Origin of the sequence: Mesotoga sp. B105.6.4 (assembly GCF_002896535.1) — a bacterium.
In the GTDB taxonomy this organism is placed as follows: domain Bacteria; phylum Thermotogota; class Thermotogae; order Petrotogales; family Kosmotogaceae; genus Mesotoga.
The window spans coordinates 1-16,415 of record NZ_JWIM01000020.1 but is presented as its reverse complement, the minus strand read 5'-3'; the positions used below and the strand labels follow the sequence as shown (position 1 = coordinate 16,415).

Here is a 16,415-nt window from a genome sequence, read left to right as displayed (position 1 = left end):
TTTCAACCCCCAATGACTTCCCAGCCGTTGATCCTGGCGAGGATTTTGAATGATTCTATGTAGTTACCGTAAGAAACTGAGATGTGATGAGCAATACCGTTGTAGATAACTCTTTCGAGAACTGTCCGAACGTCTTCGTCAAAGACTGCCTTCATATAAGTCCCCTTCAAGGATTTTTCCATAGGGACGGCCTCTCCGTGACCAAGGAAGACTCTGTACTTTCCACTTACCGAATCGAGCCGACAGACTGAGAACTCGCCTGACTTCATAACGAAATCGGCCGTAACGCCTTTACCTCCTGCAAAGTAAGTGTCTAGTGAGCAGACTGAACTCCCATCTGCAAGATTACAGGGAGCAACCCCGCAATGCCATAAAAGGGCGAAGTTTTCTTTGAGATCAACCTGCGAAAAGTCTGCCAGGAAAGGAGTTTCTGCTCCTACGGCTTTTTGGGCCAGCATACTCATGACTCCTTCAACATCACCCTCGCAACCCGTGATAAAGCCGAGAGACTGGACATAAGACATCGCGGCACAGGGAGAGATTCCAAATGTAGTTGCAAACTCTGGCCAGCAACGAATAGCGATCGCATCGAGCGAGTTCAATGTCATGAAGCCCTTCAGTTTAGCCGCAAGAGACGCCACTCTGTCAACCTGTTTCTGGCTAACTCCATCTGTGTTAAAGACTCTTAGAATATCTCCTTTAGAGACTTCAATCTCTTTTGTCGAAACTTCGTGTGAGAATATTGAATCTAGTTCATAGTGATCGAGTAGGATACCTGTTTCTCTATAAGTGCTCAATTCGTCGATATCGAGATTGAAAAAACCGTGTGCCCGATAACCGATAATCCCAATGCGGCTGGTGGAAAGGGCCTTCTTAATCCTTATCGCATTTATCCAGTTAGTATCGACCTTATCTCCAATAACGACATGATAGGTACGCTCTCCGGATTTGTAGAGGTTCGAAGCGTTCAGGTTTACACCACAGATCGAGTTCAGCCTTATCTTTCCACCGTTGTATGGTAGTTCGTCGAGTCCCCACAGTAGTATTGGCTTTCTTACTTGCTTATGAAGCTCCAATACTAGATGGCCTAAATGAAAAGTACCGCTTATAACTATCAGACCGTCTATACCAGACTCCGAGAGTCTTTTCGCAGCTTGATCGGCCTCAGAAATCTCGATTACGAGTTCATCGACGAAGAACCATTCGACTTCAGGTATTGTGTCAAGTTCGCTTTTGATTCTTCCGTACAGTTCCTGCGCTGCCAGATGATCGAAGGTCTTTCTGGCAAGGCAGACCACTCCTAACTTCACTCTTTGCATGGAAACCTCCGCTTTCAAATCAGGCGGTTTTGCTTCCGATAGAGGCTGCTCCCGTTTCGAAGAACAGTCTCTCAAGAACAAGCGACAATCCGCCTATTATTTTGTTATCACTATCGAGCGCGCTTAAGTGAACGACTGAAGAACTATTGCTGTCTGGAGCGAGTTGATCTATCTTTTTCAGAAGAGACTGAAAGATATGATCGCTTTTGAAGAGCGGTCCGTAAAGAATTACTCTTTCTGGATTGAAGATCTTCATTACGTTTGCTATGCCAAGACTCAAATACTCCAGAGCCTTTTCAACAACTCTTATGACTCCCATATCTCTCGCTTCGTAAGCTTCAACGATATCTTCCAAAGATAGATTCCTATCATCGGCATTTAAGTTTAGCCATGGAGTCTCTCCTCTTTGCATTAGCTCTTTGATTTCCCGAATAATATTCTCGGCCGACGTCAGGGCTTCAAGACAACCCTTCTGCCCGCACCTGCACAGGGGTCCCTCCCTTTCTATAACCATATGACCGATTTCGCCAGCACAATCTGTGGATCCGTAGAACAAACTCTTGTTGATTATCATCGCAGAACCGAGTCCGGGACTATGCTTCACAAATATAAGATTGTTCACTCCTGAGTGCTTTTGCAAACTCAATTCCGAAACTGCAAGCGCTCTGACGTTATTTTCGACTACTACTTTTATACCCAAACTCTCTTCGAGTATTTGACGGATATTTACCGGCTGGGACCATATCCCATAGGCGAGATTGCTCTGACCGCTTTCCGGATCGACACTTCCGACGATACCGATACCGATACCGAGAACATTATCTTTGGTAATGCTCTGTTTCCAGAGCATTTGCATAACTCTGCTCGAAATCTCGTTAAGGAATTCAGTCGCAGATTTCTCTCTTTTAGTATTGAACTCCTCATAACCAAGAAGATTGAAGTCCATATCCGAAACACCAATGGCTGTAGTCTTTGTGCTTATATTGAGACCTATTATGTACTTTCTCTCTTTATCGATATCTACAAGAATTCTCCTTCTACCTGCCTTCGAACTTCTCTGGGCCATCCCGGTTTCCTTAAGTAAGCCCTGATCTATCATCTCATTCACCAGATTAGTAACCGCTGCCGGCGTCAACCCCGACAGCAATGCCATTTCTCTCCTTGAAAGAGGCCCTCGATCCCTGAGAAGTCTCAGTATTAGAGAACGGTTTCTCGGTTTGATAGACGATACGTTCAACCCGTAAGTCTTATTCACCATAAATCAACTATTTCCTCCGGAAATTTCCTAAGAATCGGAATTTCGAATTAGTAAACACAATTAACTAAACGACATCAGCTACATTCTATCACGGAAAAAAGTGGAGATATAACAGAATAATTCAACCTGTTAATTTAAGTATCTTCTCAATTGCCCCGAATTAGTAAATGGTACCTTCTTTTTTTACGAGCAGTTATAGCCGATTATCAAGCGTGTTCTCAACGTATCTTCTCCATACTAACCTATGGTTAGCCTTGTATTAGTTAACGCCTTTAATTATATGTTGTTATTTGCCTATCATTTATTGTAGAATCATTCAAGTAGATCCTTTGCTATCTGTTAGTTCTCTTTCTTAGCTATGTTCAACTTCAAAAAAGGGAGGTTCAATTATGAAGAAACTGCTAGTAGTTCTCTTTCTGGCTCTGTTATGTTTAACTGCATTCGGTGCCACAAATATCAAAGTTCTTGCCTGGGACGATGCACACACACAGGCTTGGGTAGCGAATCTTAAGGATTTCGAAAAGGCAACCGGAATTAAAGTCGATCTCGAGTTGATTCCATCAGGTTCAATGCTCCAGAAAACATCTCTCAATGTTACCGAGAACAAAGCAAACTACGACCTTGTAGCCATAGACGAAGGTAATGTCGCGAAGTTCGGAGATCTTCTCGTTCCTTATTCAAAATGGCCCGAGGGAAAGACCTTCAAGAAGATAAGCACCACCGAGATTCCTCAAGCGATCTTTGAGGCTGCCCTCTGGAAGGGTGAGATTCAGGGAATTCCGATTAACGGAAACGTATATGTTTGGATCACCAGAAAGGATCTGGTCGAAGACCCACAATTCAAGAAGGAATTCATGGAAATGTTTGGCTATGAGTTGAGAGTTCCCGAAACGCTGGATCAGCTTGCAAACATGGCCGAATTCTTTAAAACAAAGGGAATATATGGCTGGGCACCGTTCACAAAAAACACAGAAGGAGCAACCTGCGAGGCCATAATGTTCTTTGAAGCCTTTGGTACGCACTTCATGCAGGATGTTGCCGGAAAGTACGTCATAACTCTCGACAAGGAGAAAGCGCTTGAAGCCATTCTCTTCTACAAGCGGCTTATGCAGTATGCACCTCCAGGTGCCAACGATATGGGTCATGCCGAAAGAATAGCGGCCTTCAGCGACGGAAAGGTCTTCTCGATGTTCCAGTGGCCGGGTATTATCCCTTCACACGAAAACGAAGACGAATCTCTCGTTGTTGGAAAGATAGAGTATACTGCGCCGCCGGCCGGTCCATCCGCCCGTGCCGCGGTAAGAGGTTGCTGGATTCTAGGTATCCCAAAGGCTTCGACAAATGCCGCAGCGGCAGCAGAGTTTGCATACTGGTTGAACTCTTACGATGCCGGCATAAAGCTTGCCGAAGATGGAATGACACCCGTAAGAACAGATCTTCTCACAAATCCTGTCCTTCTAGAGACAAATCCTTGGTACGAAGGAATGGCAGATTCAGGGCTATTTGCAGTCAGCAGGCCTAACAGGGCAGCCTTCTATCCAGAGATCTCTGAACAGATCAAAGTAAACTGGCTGGCTGCCGTTCTTGGGACTGTCGATCCCGTAACCGCGATAAATAACATGGTAGACCAGGTGCAGGCACTACTCGACAAGTATGAAAATTAGCAACAGATTGATTCGAAGGAACTCCCGCAAGGGAGTTCTTTCCTATCTTTACTTCATTTTGCCGGCGCTCATCATTGTCGGTGTAGTCCTTGTATTTCCAATCATATATTCGGTTGTACTGTCTTTTTTCAACTGGGCACAGGTCGATGACGGGAGAAGAGCCTTTATTGGATTTCAGAACTACTTCGATCTTTTCAAAGACAGGCAATTCTGGAATTCGCTTTCTCTTCAGCTAGGCTTCATATTGATCGCGATACCTATTCAGCTCGTAATAGGTTTCTTTGTGGCTATACTTTTCAACAGGGAATTTCCGGCTGCGGGATTGCTGCGAACACTTTTACTGCTGCCAGTCTTTACGCTGCCCGTACTCTCGGGTCTTACCTGGAGATTGATGCTTCAACCGGGATATGGAGTGATAAGCTATCTGCTCGAGATCGTCGGTTTCGATGCGTCCAGAGGCATTCTTTCAGACAGCGGTCTCGCATATATCGCTGTTATTGTGCAGGATATTTGGAGGATGTGGCCCTTCATGTTCATGATTTTATATGCAGGGCTTAAAAGCCTTCCCGCGGATATAATGGAGGCTGCAGAGCTCGATGGTGCAAACTTCTTCAAGAAGACCTTCTTGATAACAATTCCGATGTTGAAACAGACTATAACCACGGCAATACTTCTTAGAACAATAGACGCTTTGAGGATATTCTCCGAGGTCTTTGTCATGACTAATGGTGGACCCGGAAACGCAACTATGCTGTATTCACTCTATATTCACAAGCAGGCCTTTGAGTTTGGTAAGCTGGGCTACGCTTCTTCCATGGCCGTCATTCTCATAATTGTCAGTCTTTTGTTCGCTTTCGGTCTGGTGAGAAAGAATATGGACATCGACACGCTTTAAGGTTTGGTGGTATTTATGGCGAAAATGAGGAGAAAAAGAGCGATAACAAAGTGGATTCTATTTACCATAGCACTGATAATAGTAGCGGTAGAGCTGTTTCCGATATTCATCATAATCAGCAGCGGATTCAAGAAAGATTTGGATATTCGCAATTCTAACCCCTTCAGTTTCAACCCAAATCTCACGAGTTACAAGAGAGTTCTCGGGAAGAGCGACTTTCTGCCTTCAATAAAGAACAGTCTCATAGTGGGGTTGTCATCGACCGCTATTTCTTTGCTGGTGGGCGCTATGGCCTCATATGGAATCTCGAGATTCAGGTTCAAAGGACGAAAAGTCGTTTCGTATTCCTTCCTGGTATCGAGAATGGTTCCGCAGATAGCACTCGCTGTGCCACTGTTCATGTTGTTTGACTCACTCGCAATGACCGATTCATATATTTCGCTCATACTTGCATACACGAGTTTTAATATACCTTATGTTATCTGGTTGCTTCTGCCATTCTTCTCTTCAATATCCTATTCTTTTGAAGAGGCTGCCCGCGTGGATGGCTGCAACAGAATACAGATATTCTGGAAGATCTTTCTCCCCCTCACGGCGCCTGGACTTATGGTGGCCGCAATTTTTGCGTTCATAATGTCATGGAACGAATTCATTTATGCGCTTGTTCTCACGGGAACTTCTACAAAGACGGCTCCTATATCGGTGAACGGGTTTCTCGGTCAGTATGCGCCAAGATGGGGACAACTGGCGGCCGCTGGCACTATAATACTCATACCCGTAATCATCTTCACTCTCACTCTCCAGAAGTATATTATAGGCGGACTAACTGCCGGCGGAGTCAAAGAATAATTCTGGTAAGCATACAAACATTCCTCCCGGGGAGGAGCATAAAATCTATGCTTCTCCCTGACGTTTTTAGTATTGATTGAAGGTTTCCATGGCTCCTTTGCACGGAAAGTATTCTTTGAAGTTCCTGAAGTACAGCAGCTCCTCTTTAGAACTTTCAATAGCTCCATCGCCATCGCTTCGAATTCACAATCGCTGATCTGCTGTTCAGCATATTCGTTCATACTCAACTTTGACAGCAACGAATCTAAAAACAGCTAAACAAGGGGAAAAATGAAAAGAAAAACAGACGTACCACCATAGTGGTATATTATGCAATCTCTTTGAGTAGATCCGGGGGTCTTATTTTGAGTGCTTTGAAAGCGTCGTAAGCATTGCCCATCATTTCAGTCCTTGCAAGAAAGCGTTTGCCTTCTACCGTTAGCTCAACTGCCCTTATCTCTTTCAAGTCTTCGAGTATTTCTGCGTAAGAGAAAGCACTTCCAATCTCTTTCAGCTTTCTACATAAGGCAGTCTCCATTACAAGCGCAAGGAAACAGATCATTATGTGGCCCTTCACCCTCGTGTCTGTGTAATGGTATATAGGACGAAGATCGAGTCCGCTCTTCAGTTCCCTGAATGCCCTCTCTACTTTCCACAGTAATTTGTACGATTGAGCAACCTCTCTATTGGTAAGTTTTGTTTGTTCTTAGAACGTATTTGCCATCGTGTTTTACTTCTGGGTAAATTGCGGACTGCCTCCATTATTTACAAATGGTCATCGTAGCCAACGATAGTGTTTGCGTGATTAGTGTTTGGATTCGTGTAATTCGTACTGTTCCATACGTCGGAGGGACTCAAGTTTGCATACTTGTCAGCGTCGACGGAAATGGAAACTAGATATCCGGCATTTATGTACGATTTCAGTGTCTGAATGTCCTGATCGTTTTCTACCATCAGGACTCTCATTACGTTGGTGCGGCTCCTGTACCTCGGGGCTTCTCTCCACGCAGACTCCGAAGGCCATGTCTTGCTGTCGTTAGGATTGTAGGGCATCTCTTTCCAGCTGCTCACGCCTGTATTAGATATAAGCTTCATCGCATCCTGGTATGCGGAACCTTGATCATAGCCATCGTTTATCTGGTGATAGATGAAATCTGGACTGAGTATCCTGTCCTGGTAGGAAGCAGTGGGCGCCCCGTAGTATCCTCCCACCCATTGAGCACCGCTTAGGTCCCAGTTCCTGTCACAGGCTTCATAAAAAGTGGCTGTGTAATACCCTACCGAGAAGGCTACACATGAACCTTCGTTTCCCTGATTACCTATCGGTGGAAAGTGGATCGAACTTGAATGGTCAAGAGAAACAGGTAGCGTCTCCTGCAGACCAAAAGCCTCCATCTCATACCAGCTGTTTGCTATCTCTTCCCACTCTTCAACCGAGGGCGGTCTCAGACCAGTGCCGTAACCGTTTATTATCTCGTTGTAGCCTCTTCCCTCTTCATACACACCCATCGTTTCTTTCATTCCTTCGAGTAGTCTCTTTGAAAGACCTCCATCGTTTGAAGAGAGATCGTAGTTCGAAGCGGCCGAGACTGTGACGCCCGGGATCTGTACATTCACATAAGAGTTGTTGACGGTGTTCTTTGGTGTCTGTGTGGATGTGAAGACACTTGAAGGGATACCCGATGGATAATTGTCGTATATCTCTACCGAGAAGAACTCGATAGTGCCTGTGCTGCCTGTATTCGTATCATATACTTTCAGATATAACGTCTCGTTATTGAATGGAAGGAGTTCGGTTATGTCCAAGACCATTTTGTTGTCTGGGTAAGGGTGTGGCCCGCTACGTTGATAATAGTCATCGAATCTCTTCTCTCTTGAAGGAGAAGAGGGGTTTCCTACGCCTACATAAACGCTACAATCATCCCTGACCAGGTGTGATATCTTGAAAATGGCTATCGCTCTGGGTTCATAGTTGTCTTTGGGATCGACCACAAAGCACAGAACCTTATTCTGTTTCATGGCTTCATAGGTTATATACAGAAAACCGTCAGGGACGTTTTCCCATCCCCCTATTCCCCATGAGTTGGCCACTTTGAAGCCTCCGGTTTCCTGTGAAGCTGCATTATAAGTGAAGTTCCAGGAGATTACATTCGAATAGGCGCCGTCGCTGTCTTGTGCCCTGACTTCGAATACGTGGGCGCCCTCTGAGTAGCCGCTCCACGTGTAACTCGTGTTCAAGTCGTTGTCTGTCCAGCTTCCTCCGTCTTTTCTGTATTCGTATAAGGTAATGCTCCCGTCGGGATCGACTCCGTCCCAGCTGAATGCGTTGCTGTCTTCCCCTATCGCCCCCTCCATTCCACTCACTTTCTCTATTACCGGTGGAATGTTGGGTATATCGTAAACGAAGTTCCAGGAGATTACATTCGAATAGGCACCTTCGTCGTCCTGCGCCCTGACTTCGAATACGTGAGCGCCCTCTGAGTAGCCGCTCCACGTGTAACTCGTGTTCAAGCCGTGGTCTGTCCAGCTTCCTCCGTCTTTTCTGTATTCGTATAAGGCTATGCTCCCGTTGGGATCGTCTCCGGCCCAGCTGAAAGTGACGCTACTCTGGTTCATCGTTCCGGATGGACCGCTCAACTTATTGATCACAGGTAGTCTATTGACCGTTATTCCAAAAGCAACTTGACCGTTTCCGCCCTTATTGTCCGTTACTCTCACAGTTACAGTCTTCGTTCCGGCATCTGTGTATGTAGCTGTGTAGGTGTATGTAGATCCCGCTATGTTTCCCACTCCGGATACTAGAGTAAAGGTTAGAGCATCTCCGTCCGGGTCATCTGCATAGTCGTTCAGGTTGAGGGTAAGGGTCTCCCCTTCGTTCATCGTCTGGTCCTGTATGTCCAGCATAGGGGGTCTGTTTACGTCGGTTACACTTATGGTAAAAGTAGAGGTCGCTTCTCCACCCTTTCCATCGTTCGCGCTTATGCTTACCTCGAAATCTATACTCTCGGCTGCCGGGTCGTACTCTCTAACCTTTTTCAGTACATCGTAATCGGGGGTGTAGGTATATGTCGCACCGGTTATCTCTCCAACTCCGGATACTAGAGTAAAGGTTAGATCGTCTTCATCGGGGTCATCTGCATAGTCGTTTAGGTTGAGGGTAAGGGTTTCTCCTTCGTTCATCGTCTGGTCCGGTATGTCCAATACAGGGGGTCTGTTAACATCGTTTACCGTTATTTTGAATGTGTCTTCTGCTGACTTATCCTTTGCATTCGTTACTCTTATCTTCACCTCTTTCTGGCCGGAGTCATCAAATGTCGGGGTGTATCTGTAATCGCTCCCCACTATCTCTCCAACTCCGGATACTATTGCAAAGGCAAGGGTGTTCTTGTCTTTGTCTTCGGCGTATTGTTTTAGGTCGAACTGAAGTACCTGTCCTTCATCTACTGTCTTATCAGGTATGGTCAGTTTTGGTGGTTTGTCAATGGTAGGACAGCCAAGAAGGAGAAACATAATCGAAAAGAGAAACAAGAATAAACAGACAGACAGAAGCTTGTTCTTCATAACCCACCCCCACTAGCGAGGCCTCGCACCGGGAATTAACACTTCAAGTCTATGAGATTATGCGGGAATGTAAGTGCTACGCTCTCTTGTGAATAATATACCACTTGTTACATTGCAGGCAAAGCAATCTTTTTCTGTTAATAGAGAGTAATAGTGCCCTATTGGCTATCCAAACACGCTATTAGACGACAAAATAGGGACTCCATTTTCTCAAGAGCAGTTCCGCGTTCCTTTGATTCGCGTTCAAGCAGGCTTTCCGTCAACTGTTCACCGTTCTCCGCAGAGCAGCCGTCAAAGAGAAAAACATTGTTCTTTGTTCCAGAGCAAGGATCAGTTCTTCGTTCTTGGTCAAGTGCATATCAAAGAGAGAGATGCTTGTGGCGGCGGAAGCTTCAACGCCTCTGACTGGTTTCTTCTTTCTCTCTCTCTTCTCTCATGAGCGCAGCGAACGTCTCGACTGTGCTCTTTCTCGATTGATCTTATCGGAGGACGGGTTTTTGCTCTTGGACGGCTGACGGAGGACCGCTCTCCCAGCGTTCAGCGGGTTCACCGCTTTTAAGCGTACAGCGGCCTTTTCGGTGAATGGGTTCATGATCTTGAACGGTCAACGGTGAACCGTATTTCACAGCCATCAGCGCGTTGTTGTTCTTAAGCGCACAGCGGTTTTTTGAGCGAGATCCTGTGCTGGTAACTCTGAATGACGTGGGGGACGTCAAATGGGGGAAGCTGAACATTAGCGGAGATTCAGTTATTCTCTCCAGTCCTGCAACTTCAATCCTGGAATTCTGCTGAAGTTTTTCATGTTGTGCGTGACTAAAGTCATGTCGTTTTCGATGGCAATACCGGCTATGAGAAGATCTATATCATCCAAAGGCGTTCCGAGTTTTCTAAGATATGCGTAGTGCGTCGCAGCGATAGAAGCTGATTCAAGCGTAATAGGAAGTACTTCATTGAACAGACAAAACTTCAGGAATTGCTCTATTTGTCTTGTCGCTTCAATATGTCTCAAACCACCGCAAAAACATTTAAAAAAATTGGGACAGACTTTATTATTTACTTACCTGTAATGTATTTATTCATAAATACTCCTCGTTTTTATCAGACAAAGCACAAAGGGGCGTTCGAAAACAGAAAACGCCCCTGAACTAGATTTTGGTCGGTAAAGAGTATTTACTCCGCTTCTTCCACGGTGATATGAAGAGTGCGTTCAAGCAGTATGTTTTGGAGTTCGAAGTTTGGGAAATCAACAAGAAGGGCTGATATCACGAGCTCATAGTCTCCTGCCCCGGGCAGAAGGTCTTTTCGGGACGGACTTTTTTATTTACATTTGCGTAATATAGAACTTCATTCAGGAGAGCAGTGCAAAGAGAGATGAAGACAAAAGAGATACAAGAAGAGGTATCTCCTTGCCTTTTTCACCACGAGGGGATCGATATGTTGTTTTTTGATTATGAATTATGGTCTAATTGGTACGAGAGGGGGTGAAAGCAGTGCGAAAAGCGTACATAGTACTTGTATTGTTGGTGAGCTTAGTACTGTTGAATGGTTGCGTTCTGGAAGGTATTTGGAGAAGACTTCCGACAGAGTTTCGAGGAGTAGTGGCAAATGAGTCGAGTTATACTCTAGAAATCAGGATCTATGACACGGATGCAAACAAACTCATCTACACTACAACCCTCGCGCCTGATCACTATACAATAACACACTTGGATGAGAGAAATTACACACTCCGCTCCGAGAGAGCTTTCTCTGATATCTACCACAAGACCGCATACATTCATCCCAACGCAATCAAAGCAGATTGCTCTTACGATGGTGTCTACTACGATTGGCGGGTAATCTTTAGAGATGGTTATCCTATAGTTGACCCGTAGGTGTAGGGTGTATCTGGAAACTCCTGGGTTGGTTTGACTGGTGTACTATGAGATCCACGTATCTTTACAAATGGCGAGTCTCCTGAAACCATTGAAGTGCAACATCTTTTCCTCTTCTTTTCCTTTGTAGAGAACTGAGTACATGTCTGTTACCTGGTGAGGTTTCTGGGCTGTCAGAGAGGAAACCTATGAGTTTCCAATAATCTAGGGCGACTCCTAAGATAGTATTTGTCGATGAGCAGCTTTGTCCTTATCTTGAACACTTTCTTCAGCTTCAATAAGTGAGAAACATCCATCTACGTCCTCTCAGGTTATTGGGAAGCTCTGCATTTTGTTTTTTGTTGCGTGAAGTTGTATTGAGCATGACCAACCAAGTTCTACTCGCACAATGTCAAAGCTTTTGCCATTCGTTCGATACTCCCTATGACTACCAGATCCAAGTAAACAGCTCATACTATTTCAATTGTCTTCGTCAGAGCTAATAATCTGTGCATCATTTGAGACAAGGAGGGATTACTAGATGTCTATTAAGAAGAGTTCTGAGAGTTCTCCACGACTTCTTCTGGTCGTAGTTCTGCTTCTTGCCGTAGTTCTATGCTGTGAGCTTGTTGTTACAGCTAGTGAGATTGAATTCTATGGGCCCAAAAAGCGAGTTGCAATTGCAGATGTAGAAGTTCTTGCTCCGGGTGCTCCAAGAGGTTTGGCAAACGGTATTGAAGAAATGCTTATTAGCAGTCTTCACCAGAGTGGTCGATTCATAGTACTCGAACGTTCTGCCTTGGAAGAGATTTTAAGAGAGCAACGATTGAGCTTGACTGGTGTAATCAGACCAGATACCGCTGCAAAAGTAGGAGAGCTCTTTGGTGCTCAGATCCTTGTAAAGACAGTAGTTACCGGGTTTGCAGAAGAGAAGATTGGCACAGTTCAGCTGGGCCCCCTAGTTGTTTCCATAGTCCGAGGATATATAGCTATGGATATGAGGATATTTGATGCAAACACTGGGGTTATTATCGAGAGCAGAAAAGCAGAGTCGACTATTACAGAAACAGGAGGGGGGGTCCTGATTCGTGGTGGTATTATCGACTTCACTATTTCTGACTACGAAAAGACGCCCTTGGGGAAGGCTACCAGAGAGGTAATTGACAAACTGGTCGACTTCATTGTCAGTGAGGTACGACCTGTTCCCTGGCAGGGTCGCGTAGCGATTGCAGAACCCAGCAAGGTATACGTCAACGCAGGATTTGATGTCGGCATGCAGAATAACTCATATCTAGAAATCTTTGAACGTGGTAGAGAGATTATTGATCCATCAACTGGACTTTCTCTTGGCTTTCAGAAAACAGGGATTGGTGTGGCAATTGTTGAAGAAGTTAGTGAAAAGTACTCTGTTGCATCGCTTCTTGCAGGATCTGCTGGCTCTGATGGAGATATCGTCGAATTTGTGAGAGCCGAGAGTGTTACTGGTATCATCGAAAAATACAAAGCTCATCGCCCTGATGATAATCGAGAAGTAAAGGACGGCGAACGAGATCCTGTTCTAAGTAAATCAATCGTTGTTATGATCCCGGAGACCCATATAAGAAGGCGTGTGGAGACGCGTATACCAGATCCTGCAGCTGAGACAGAGATTATCAGAGTACTAGTCGAACATGGTTTTAATGTTGTTGACCAGATAAAGGTGGCCGAGATTCGCTATACGGAAATGGCTTTTGCAGCAATCCATGACGTGAGAAATGCCATATCTCTTGCTCGGCAGTTTGATGCTGACATGATTATCATAGGTGAAGCTCTTAGCGAATGGGTTGAAGACATACATAATATGGTATCCTGCAGGGCACGAGTTGAGGCTCGAATAATTGACATGAACACTGGAAGAATTCTCGCAGCAGATGGAGTAGAAGGTTCTGCTCTGGATGTAAGTGAAGGAATAGCGTCAAAGAAAGCTCTCAGAGCAGCAAGCACAATGCTGGCAAATTACTTCGTTGATCAGCTATTCGCGCAGCAACCCGATGAATACGTTGTTATGGAACAGATCGAGGTTCTGATCACAGGACTCAGTAGTTATAGACAGCTTATGGAGTTTGAAGAGGCTCTTGAACAGATTGATGGAATTGCGGAGGTTCACAGACAGAGTTATGCAGGGGGCATTGCAAGGTTCACCTTGAGGAGTTCAGTAACGGCTCGTGAGATAACCGACGCACTGTTCCGATGGGCTTTCGATTCATTCGACCTTGATGTTACGTACTTCTCGTCTTCTAAAATCGAGCTTGAGGCAATGTGAAATGTGGAGATCATTGTGAATAAGAGCTCCCCGAGATAATGTGCATAAGATTATCATCTGTGGTGATCGCCAGGAGTATCAACTAGGGGTAGTAGCCGGTTAGACCACGAAATGTTTGACTTCTGTGTGGCCTAATTGAAAAAATGGAAAAAATGGGGACAGATACCGTTTTTTGAAGGAACGCTAGTTCCGCGAAGACCGCGCGGGTCAGAGCTGCTTCGCAGGAAGACAATAAAAATTGAGACAGCCTCCATTATTTACATCCCGGAAACGTTGTTCTACGTTCCCGCATTGAAAATAGGGACTCCATTTTTCCAAGAGCCGTCCTAGGGAAGAGAGAGACCCAGTCACTGGTGAAATGAGACGCAAGGCCGGCAAAGATCATGCCGGGACGCAATGCCCGGAGAAGCGTCCGGGGACGCAAGGCTGCCTTCGGCAGGAGGGCAACGAACTAGCCAGTCACGTTCGGTGGCCAGTCTTTGCTTCGCAAAGGCCAGTCTCGCCTTCGGCGAGGCCAGTTCCGGCTGTGCCGTCCAAACAAAGACCATTGAGAAAGAGCGTTCTGGAGAGGTTCGCTTCGCTCACGAGAGAAGAGGGAGAGAGAGAAGAAACCAGTCAGGTTGGAATTACGCCGTCACAAGAACCTCTTTGATCTCACCTTGACCAAGAACGAAGAACAGATCCTTGCTCTGGAACAAAGAACAATGATTTCTCTTTGATGGCTGTCTGCTCTCTCGGTGGACGGCGGACCGTTGACGGACAACGTTGTCTTCGTCAGCGACCAGCGAAAAGCGGCTCTTTGATGGGAGATCCCGTACAGGAGCATTACGGGATGACAACCGGACCAACTCGTTTCATTTTCCCTCAACCTTTCAAGTCATGAAGTGGGGTCTGGCGTCTCGTAGGAGCTTTAGGGGCTGTTCTGAGCGTTAACGAAAATTGGAATCTGAGGAACCGGACAGTACCTATTTGCACCGGTGGCATCTGACATTCGACAGAACGTCAAGGGTTGCATGAAGTGAAGCATAGAAACGTACAGGCAATTCACTAGACGTGGAGTCGGAAAGAATACAGGAGTTCTATTTCAACGGTGCTATTTTTTAGAGTTGCAGAGACTTCGCATCACCCCATGCTGCCGAAAGATCATTCTGGTGCATTGAAGCCCATTCAATCCGAGTCCCGGGGCTCTGTGAGGTAAGGCTCCTGCGATGACTGCCAGTGACTCTATTTCTAAATAGCTTAATGTTCACCATCGTGAGCATAGAAGTGTGAAGGAAGTTCATCTTCGTGGTACATGTAGATTACTATTCCATACAGCCGACTGATTGCAGGCATTCACACCGCGGCCTTTGTTTTGGGGAAGATCTCTTCTGGCTTCTTTCCCGTTATCCTCATAAAAAGCGAATCAGCGCAGCTTTCAAGATCTTCTCCCCATGCTAAAGCTCTGCCGTCCCTGACAATGCTAACGCCTTCAAAAAACTCATAATTCTTGAGAGGACCGAAAAGAGGAGATGCGGCCAGCTCAGAGAAATCCACTGTTCCCACTACTCCATTTTCAAAGGCGAGTTTTACCTTAAAAGCCTCCAGAGCTTCCGCCTGAGCTATTCTTATCATAATTCACCTCCTTCTCTGCTTGAATTATAGCACTGGAAGCATTTTTCTCAAGTTCATTCGCCGGAGTATTGTGCATATTCGATCTTGGACCATGTGATCTTTGAGAGGACTATTAATTCTATTGCGATAGTGTTGCTCTTCCAGAGCAAAACAAATACGGACTCTATCTTTCGATAATCTGTGTTGAAGGGAGTTCCAAGTGCCGAGATACAAGTTTAAGGAGCTGGAAGAACTTCTTCTGGTGCTTGATCAGAGATATCCGGAGAAGTGGACAACTTGTTGTCCAAAATCCCGTGGCATAACTACGAGCTATTGTCAATATTGAAAGCCGAGTGTCCACATTGGAATCGAATTTGAATGGGGCAGATCCGTATCGTCTCTTATTACGAACTCTGCTTTCTTTGGTTTCTTGCTCCTTCCTCCCACTTCAATAATCTTGCCATCTACAGAGAAATCTCCGTTTCGCTCATCCGCACAGGCAAAGATTCTTTTACCCGAATCTTCAAAGGATTGTGCCACATAGGCTTCTCTTCTTGTTCCGGTATTTCCTGTACCAATTGAGTAGAAAGTAGGGTCGCCAAAGAATATTTTCTCACCCTTGGAGAAAGTTCGATTATCATTCTGTCTATATACTATTCTGATTATTCCTGTTGCGTTCATTACAGTAAGAAGTTCATAGAGTTTTCTCTTCCCTATACCCCACTCTCTACACATTCTCTCAATGTTCAGTGTTGGAACTTTCGATATCGCCAAAAAGCCTACAACGGCATTCATTAGCCTGAAGTGAATATCCGAGATTTGCGGCACGAAGTACGGAACATCTCCATGAAGTGTCTTTTCAATAATGTGTTCTATTTGCTCTCGAAAGTCCCACTCCATATAAGACGGCCTGAATCCTCGCTCAAGATACTCCTCAAAAGCAGAAAGTACGTTTGTACAGTTTATTATCTCTTTAACTGAAGAAGGCTCAAGAGAGAATGGCTCTAATTGTGGCAGCGAAATTCCATCCCTAAGAAATATGTATTCCCTCAAAGACATTAGAGGGATTTGAATCCTGGAGAATCTTCTAGATAGATCTGCGATCCCCTGTCTTGAAACAAGGCTGCTGCTATCGCTAGCTA

Annotated in this window: 12 protein-coding genes and 1 pseudogene; 5 read left to right on the top strand and 8 right to left on the bottom strand. The window is 45.3% G+C overall.

Annotation, left to right across the window (positions count from 1 at the left end; all coding sequences use genetic code 11):
• Window positions 1–2 precede the first annotated feature (2 nt).
• A complete protein-coding gene (locus tag RJ60_RS05845; RefSeq protein WP_099829721.1) occupies window positions 3–1,319 on the bottom strand; it encodes an L-fucose/L-arabinose isomerase family protein in 1,317 nt (438 codons plus the stop codon).
• A 19-nt stretch (window positions 1,320–1,338) separates the two neighbouring features.
• On the bottom strand, window positions 1,339–2,577 hold the full coding sequence (locus tag RJ60_RS05840; RefSeq protein ID WP_099829722.1) for an ROK family transcriptional regulator: 1,239 nt from the start codon (window positions 2,575–2,577) through the stop codon (window positions 1,339–1,341).
• A gap of 389 nt (window positions 2,578–2,966) precedes the next feature.
• Between RJ60_RS05840 and RJ60_RS05835 the strand changes: the two genes are divergently transcribed.
• Genes RJ60_RS05835 through RJ60_RS05825 form a run of 3 tightly spaced genes read left to right on the top strand, consistent with a single transcriptional unit; the run spans window position 2,967 to window position 5,985 of the window.
• Window positions 2,967–4,241: an extracellular solute-binding protein gene (locus tag RJ60_RS05835; protein WP_099829723.1), complete on the top strand. Its 1,275-nt coding sequence runs from the start codon at window positions 2,967–2,969 to the stop codon at window positions 4,239–4,241.
• Complete coding sequence (locus RJ60_RS05830) at window positions 4,231–5,136, top strand: carbohydrate ABC transporter permease (protein WP_099829724.1); 906 nt, start codon at window positions 4,231–4,233, stop codon at window positions 5,134–5,136. Before RJ60_RS05835 ends, RJ60_RS05830 begins: the two co-directional genes overlap by 11 nt.
• A gap of 15 nt (window positions 5,137–5,151) precedes the next feature.
• On the top strand, window positions 5,152–5,985 hold the full coding sequence (locus RJ60_RS05825) for a carbohydrate ABC transporter permease (protein ID WP_099829725.1): 834 nt from the start codon (window positions 5,152–5,154) through the stop codon (window positions 5,983–5,985).
• A gap of 307 nt (window positions 5,986–6,292) precedes the next feature.
• Here RJ60_RS05825 and RJ60_RS16025 read toward each other — a convergent pair whose 3' ends face one another.
• From RJ60_RS16025 to RJ60_RS05810, 4 genes and pseudogenes are all read right to left on the bottom strand, one after another.
• A complete protein-coding gene (locus RJ60_RS16025) occupies window positions 6,293–6,526 on the bottom strand; it encodes a hypothetical protein (protein WP_258006195.1) in 234 nt (77 codons plus the stop codon).
• 33 nt (window positions 6,527–6,559) lie between these two features.
• Window positions 6,560–6,622 (bottom strand): annotated as a pseudogene (locus tag RJ60_RS16020) (hypothetical protein); the annotation flags it as partial.
• A gap of 107 nt (window positions 6,623–6,729) precedes the next feature.
• Window positions 6,730–9,525 (bottom strand): Ig-like domain-containing protein, encoded by a 2,796-nt coding sequence (locus tag RJ60_RS05815; protein WP_099829726.1) that lies wholly within the window; start codon window positions 9,523–9,525, stop codon window positions 6,730–6,732.
• A 748-nt stretch (window positions 9,526–10,273) separates the two neighbouring features.
• A complete protein-coding gene (locus RJ60_RS05810) occupies window positions 10,274–10,534 on the bottom strand; it encodes a PIN domain-containing protein (protein ID WP_099829727.1) in 261 nt (86 codons plus the stop codon).
• 481 nt (window positions 10,535–11,015) lie between these two features.
• On the opposite strand from RJ60_RS05810, the gene RJ60_RS05805 reads away from it, so the two are divergent.
• Window positions 11,016–11,399: a hypothetical protein gene (locus RJ60_RS05805; RefSeq protein ID WP_099829728.1), complete on the top strand. Its 384-nt coding sequence runs from the start codon at window positions 11,016–11,018 to the stop codon at window positions 11,397–11,399.
• A 520-nt stretch (window positions 11,400–11,919) separates the two neighbouring features.
• Window positions 11,920–13,680, top strand: a complete 1,761-nt coding sequence (locus RJ60_RS05800; RefSeq protein ID WP_099829729.1) for a CsgG/HfaB family protein — start codon at window positions 11,920–11,922, stop codon at window positions 13,678–13,680.
• Window positions 13,681–15,015: 1,335 nt separating this feature from the next.
• Here RJ60_RS05800 and RJ60_RS05785 read toward each other — a convergent pair.
• Window positions 15,016–15,294, bottom strand: coding sequence for a DUF2442 domain-containing protein (locus RJ60_RS05785; RefSeq protein WP_099829731.1), 279 nt, complete (start codon window positions 15,292–15,294; stop codon window positions 15,016–15,018).
• 315 nt (window positions 15,295–15,609) lie between these two features.
• On the bottom strand, window positions 15,610–16,415 hold an 806-nt coding region (locus tag RJ60_RS05780), incomplete at its 5' end, for an ATP-binding protein (RefSeq protein ID WP_103134224.1).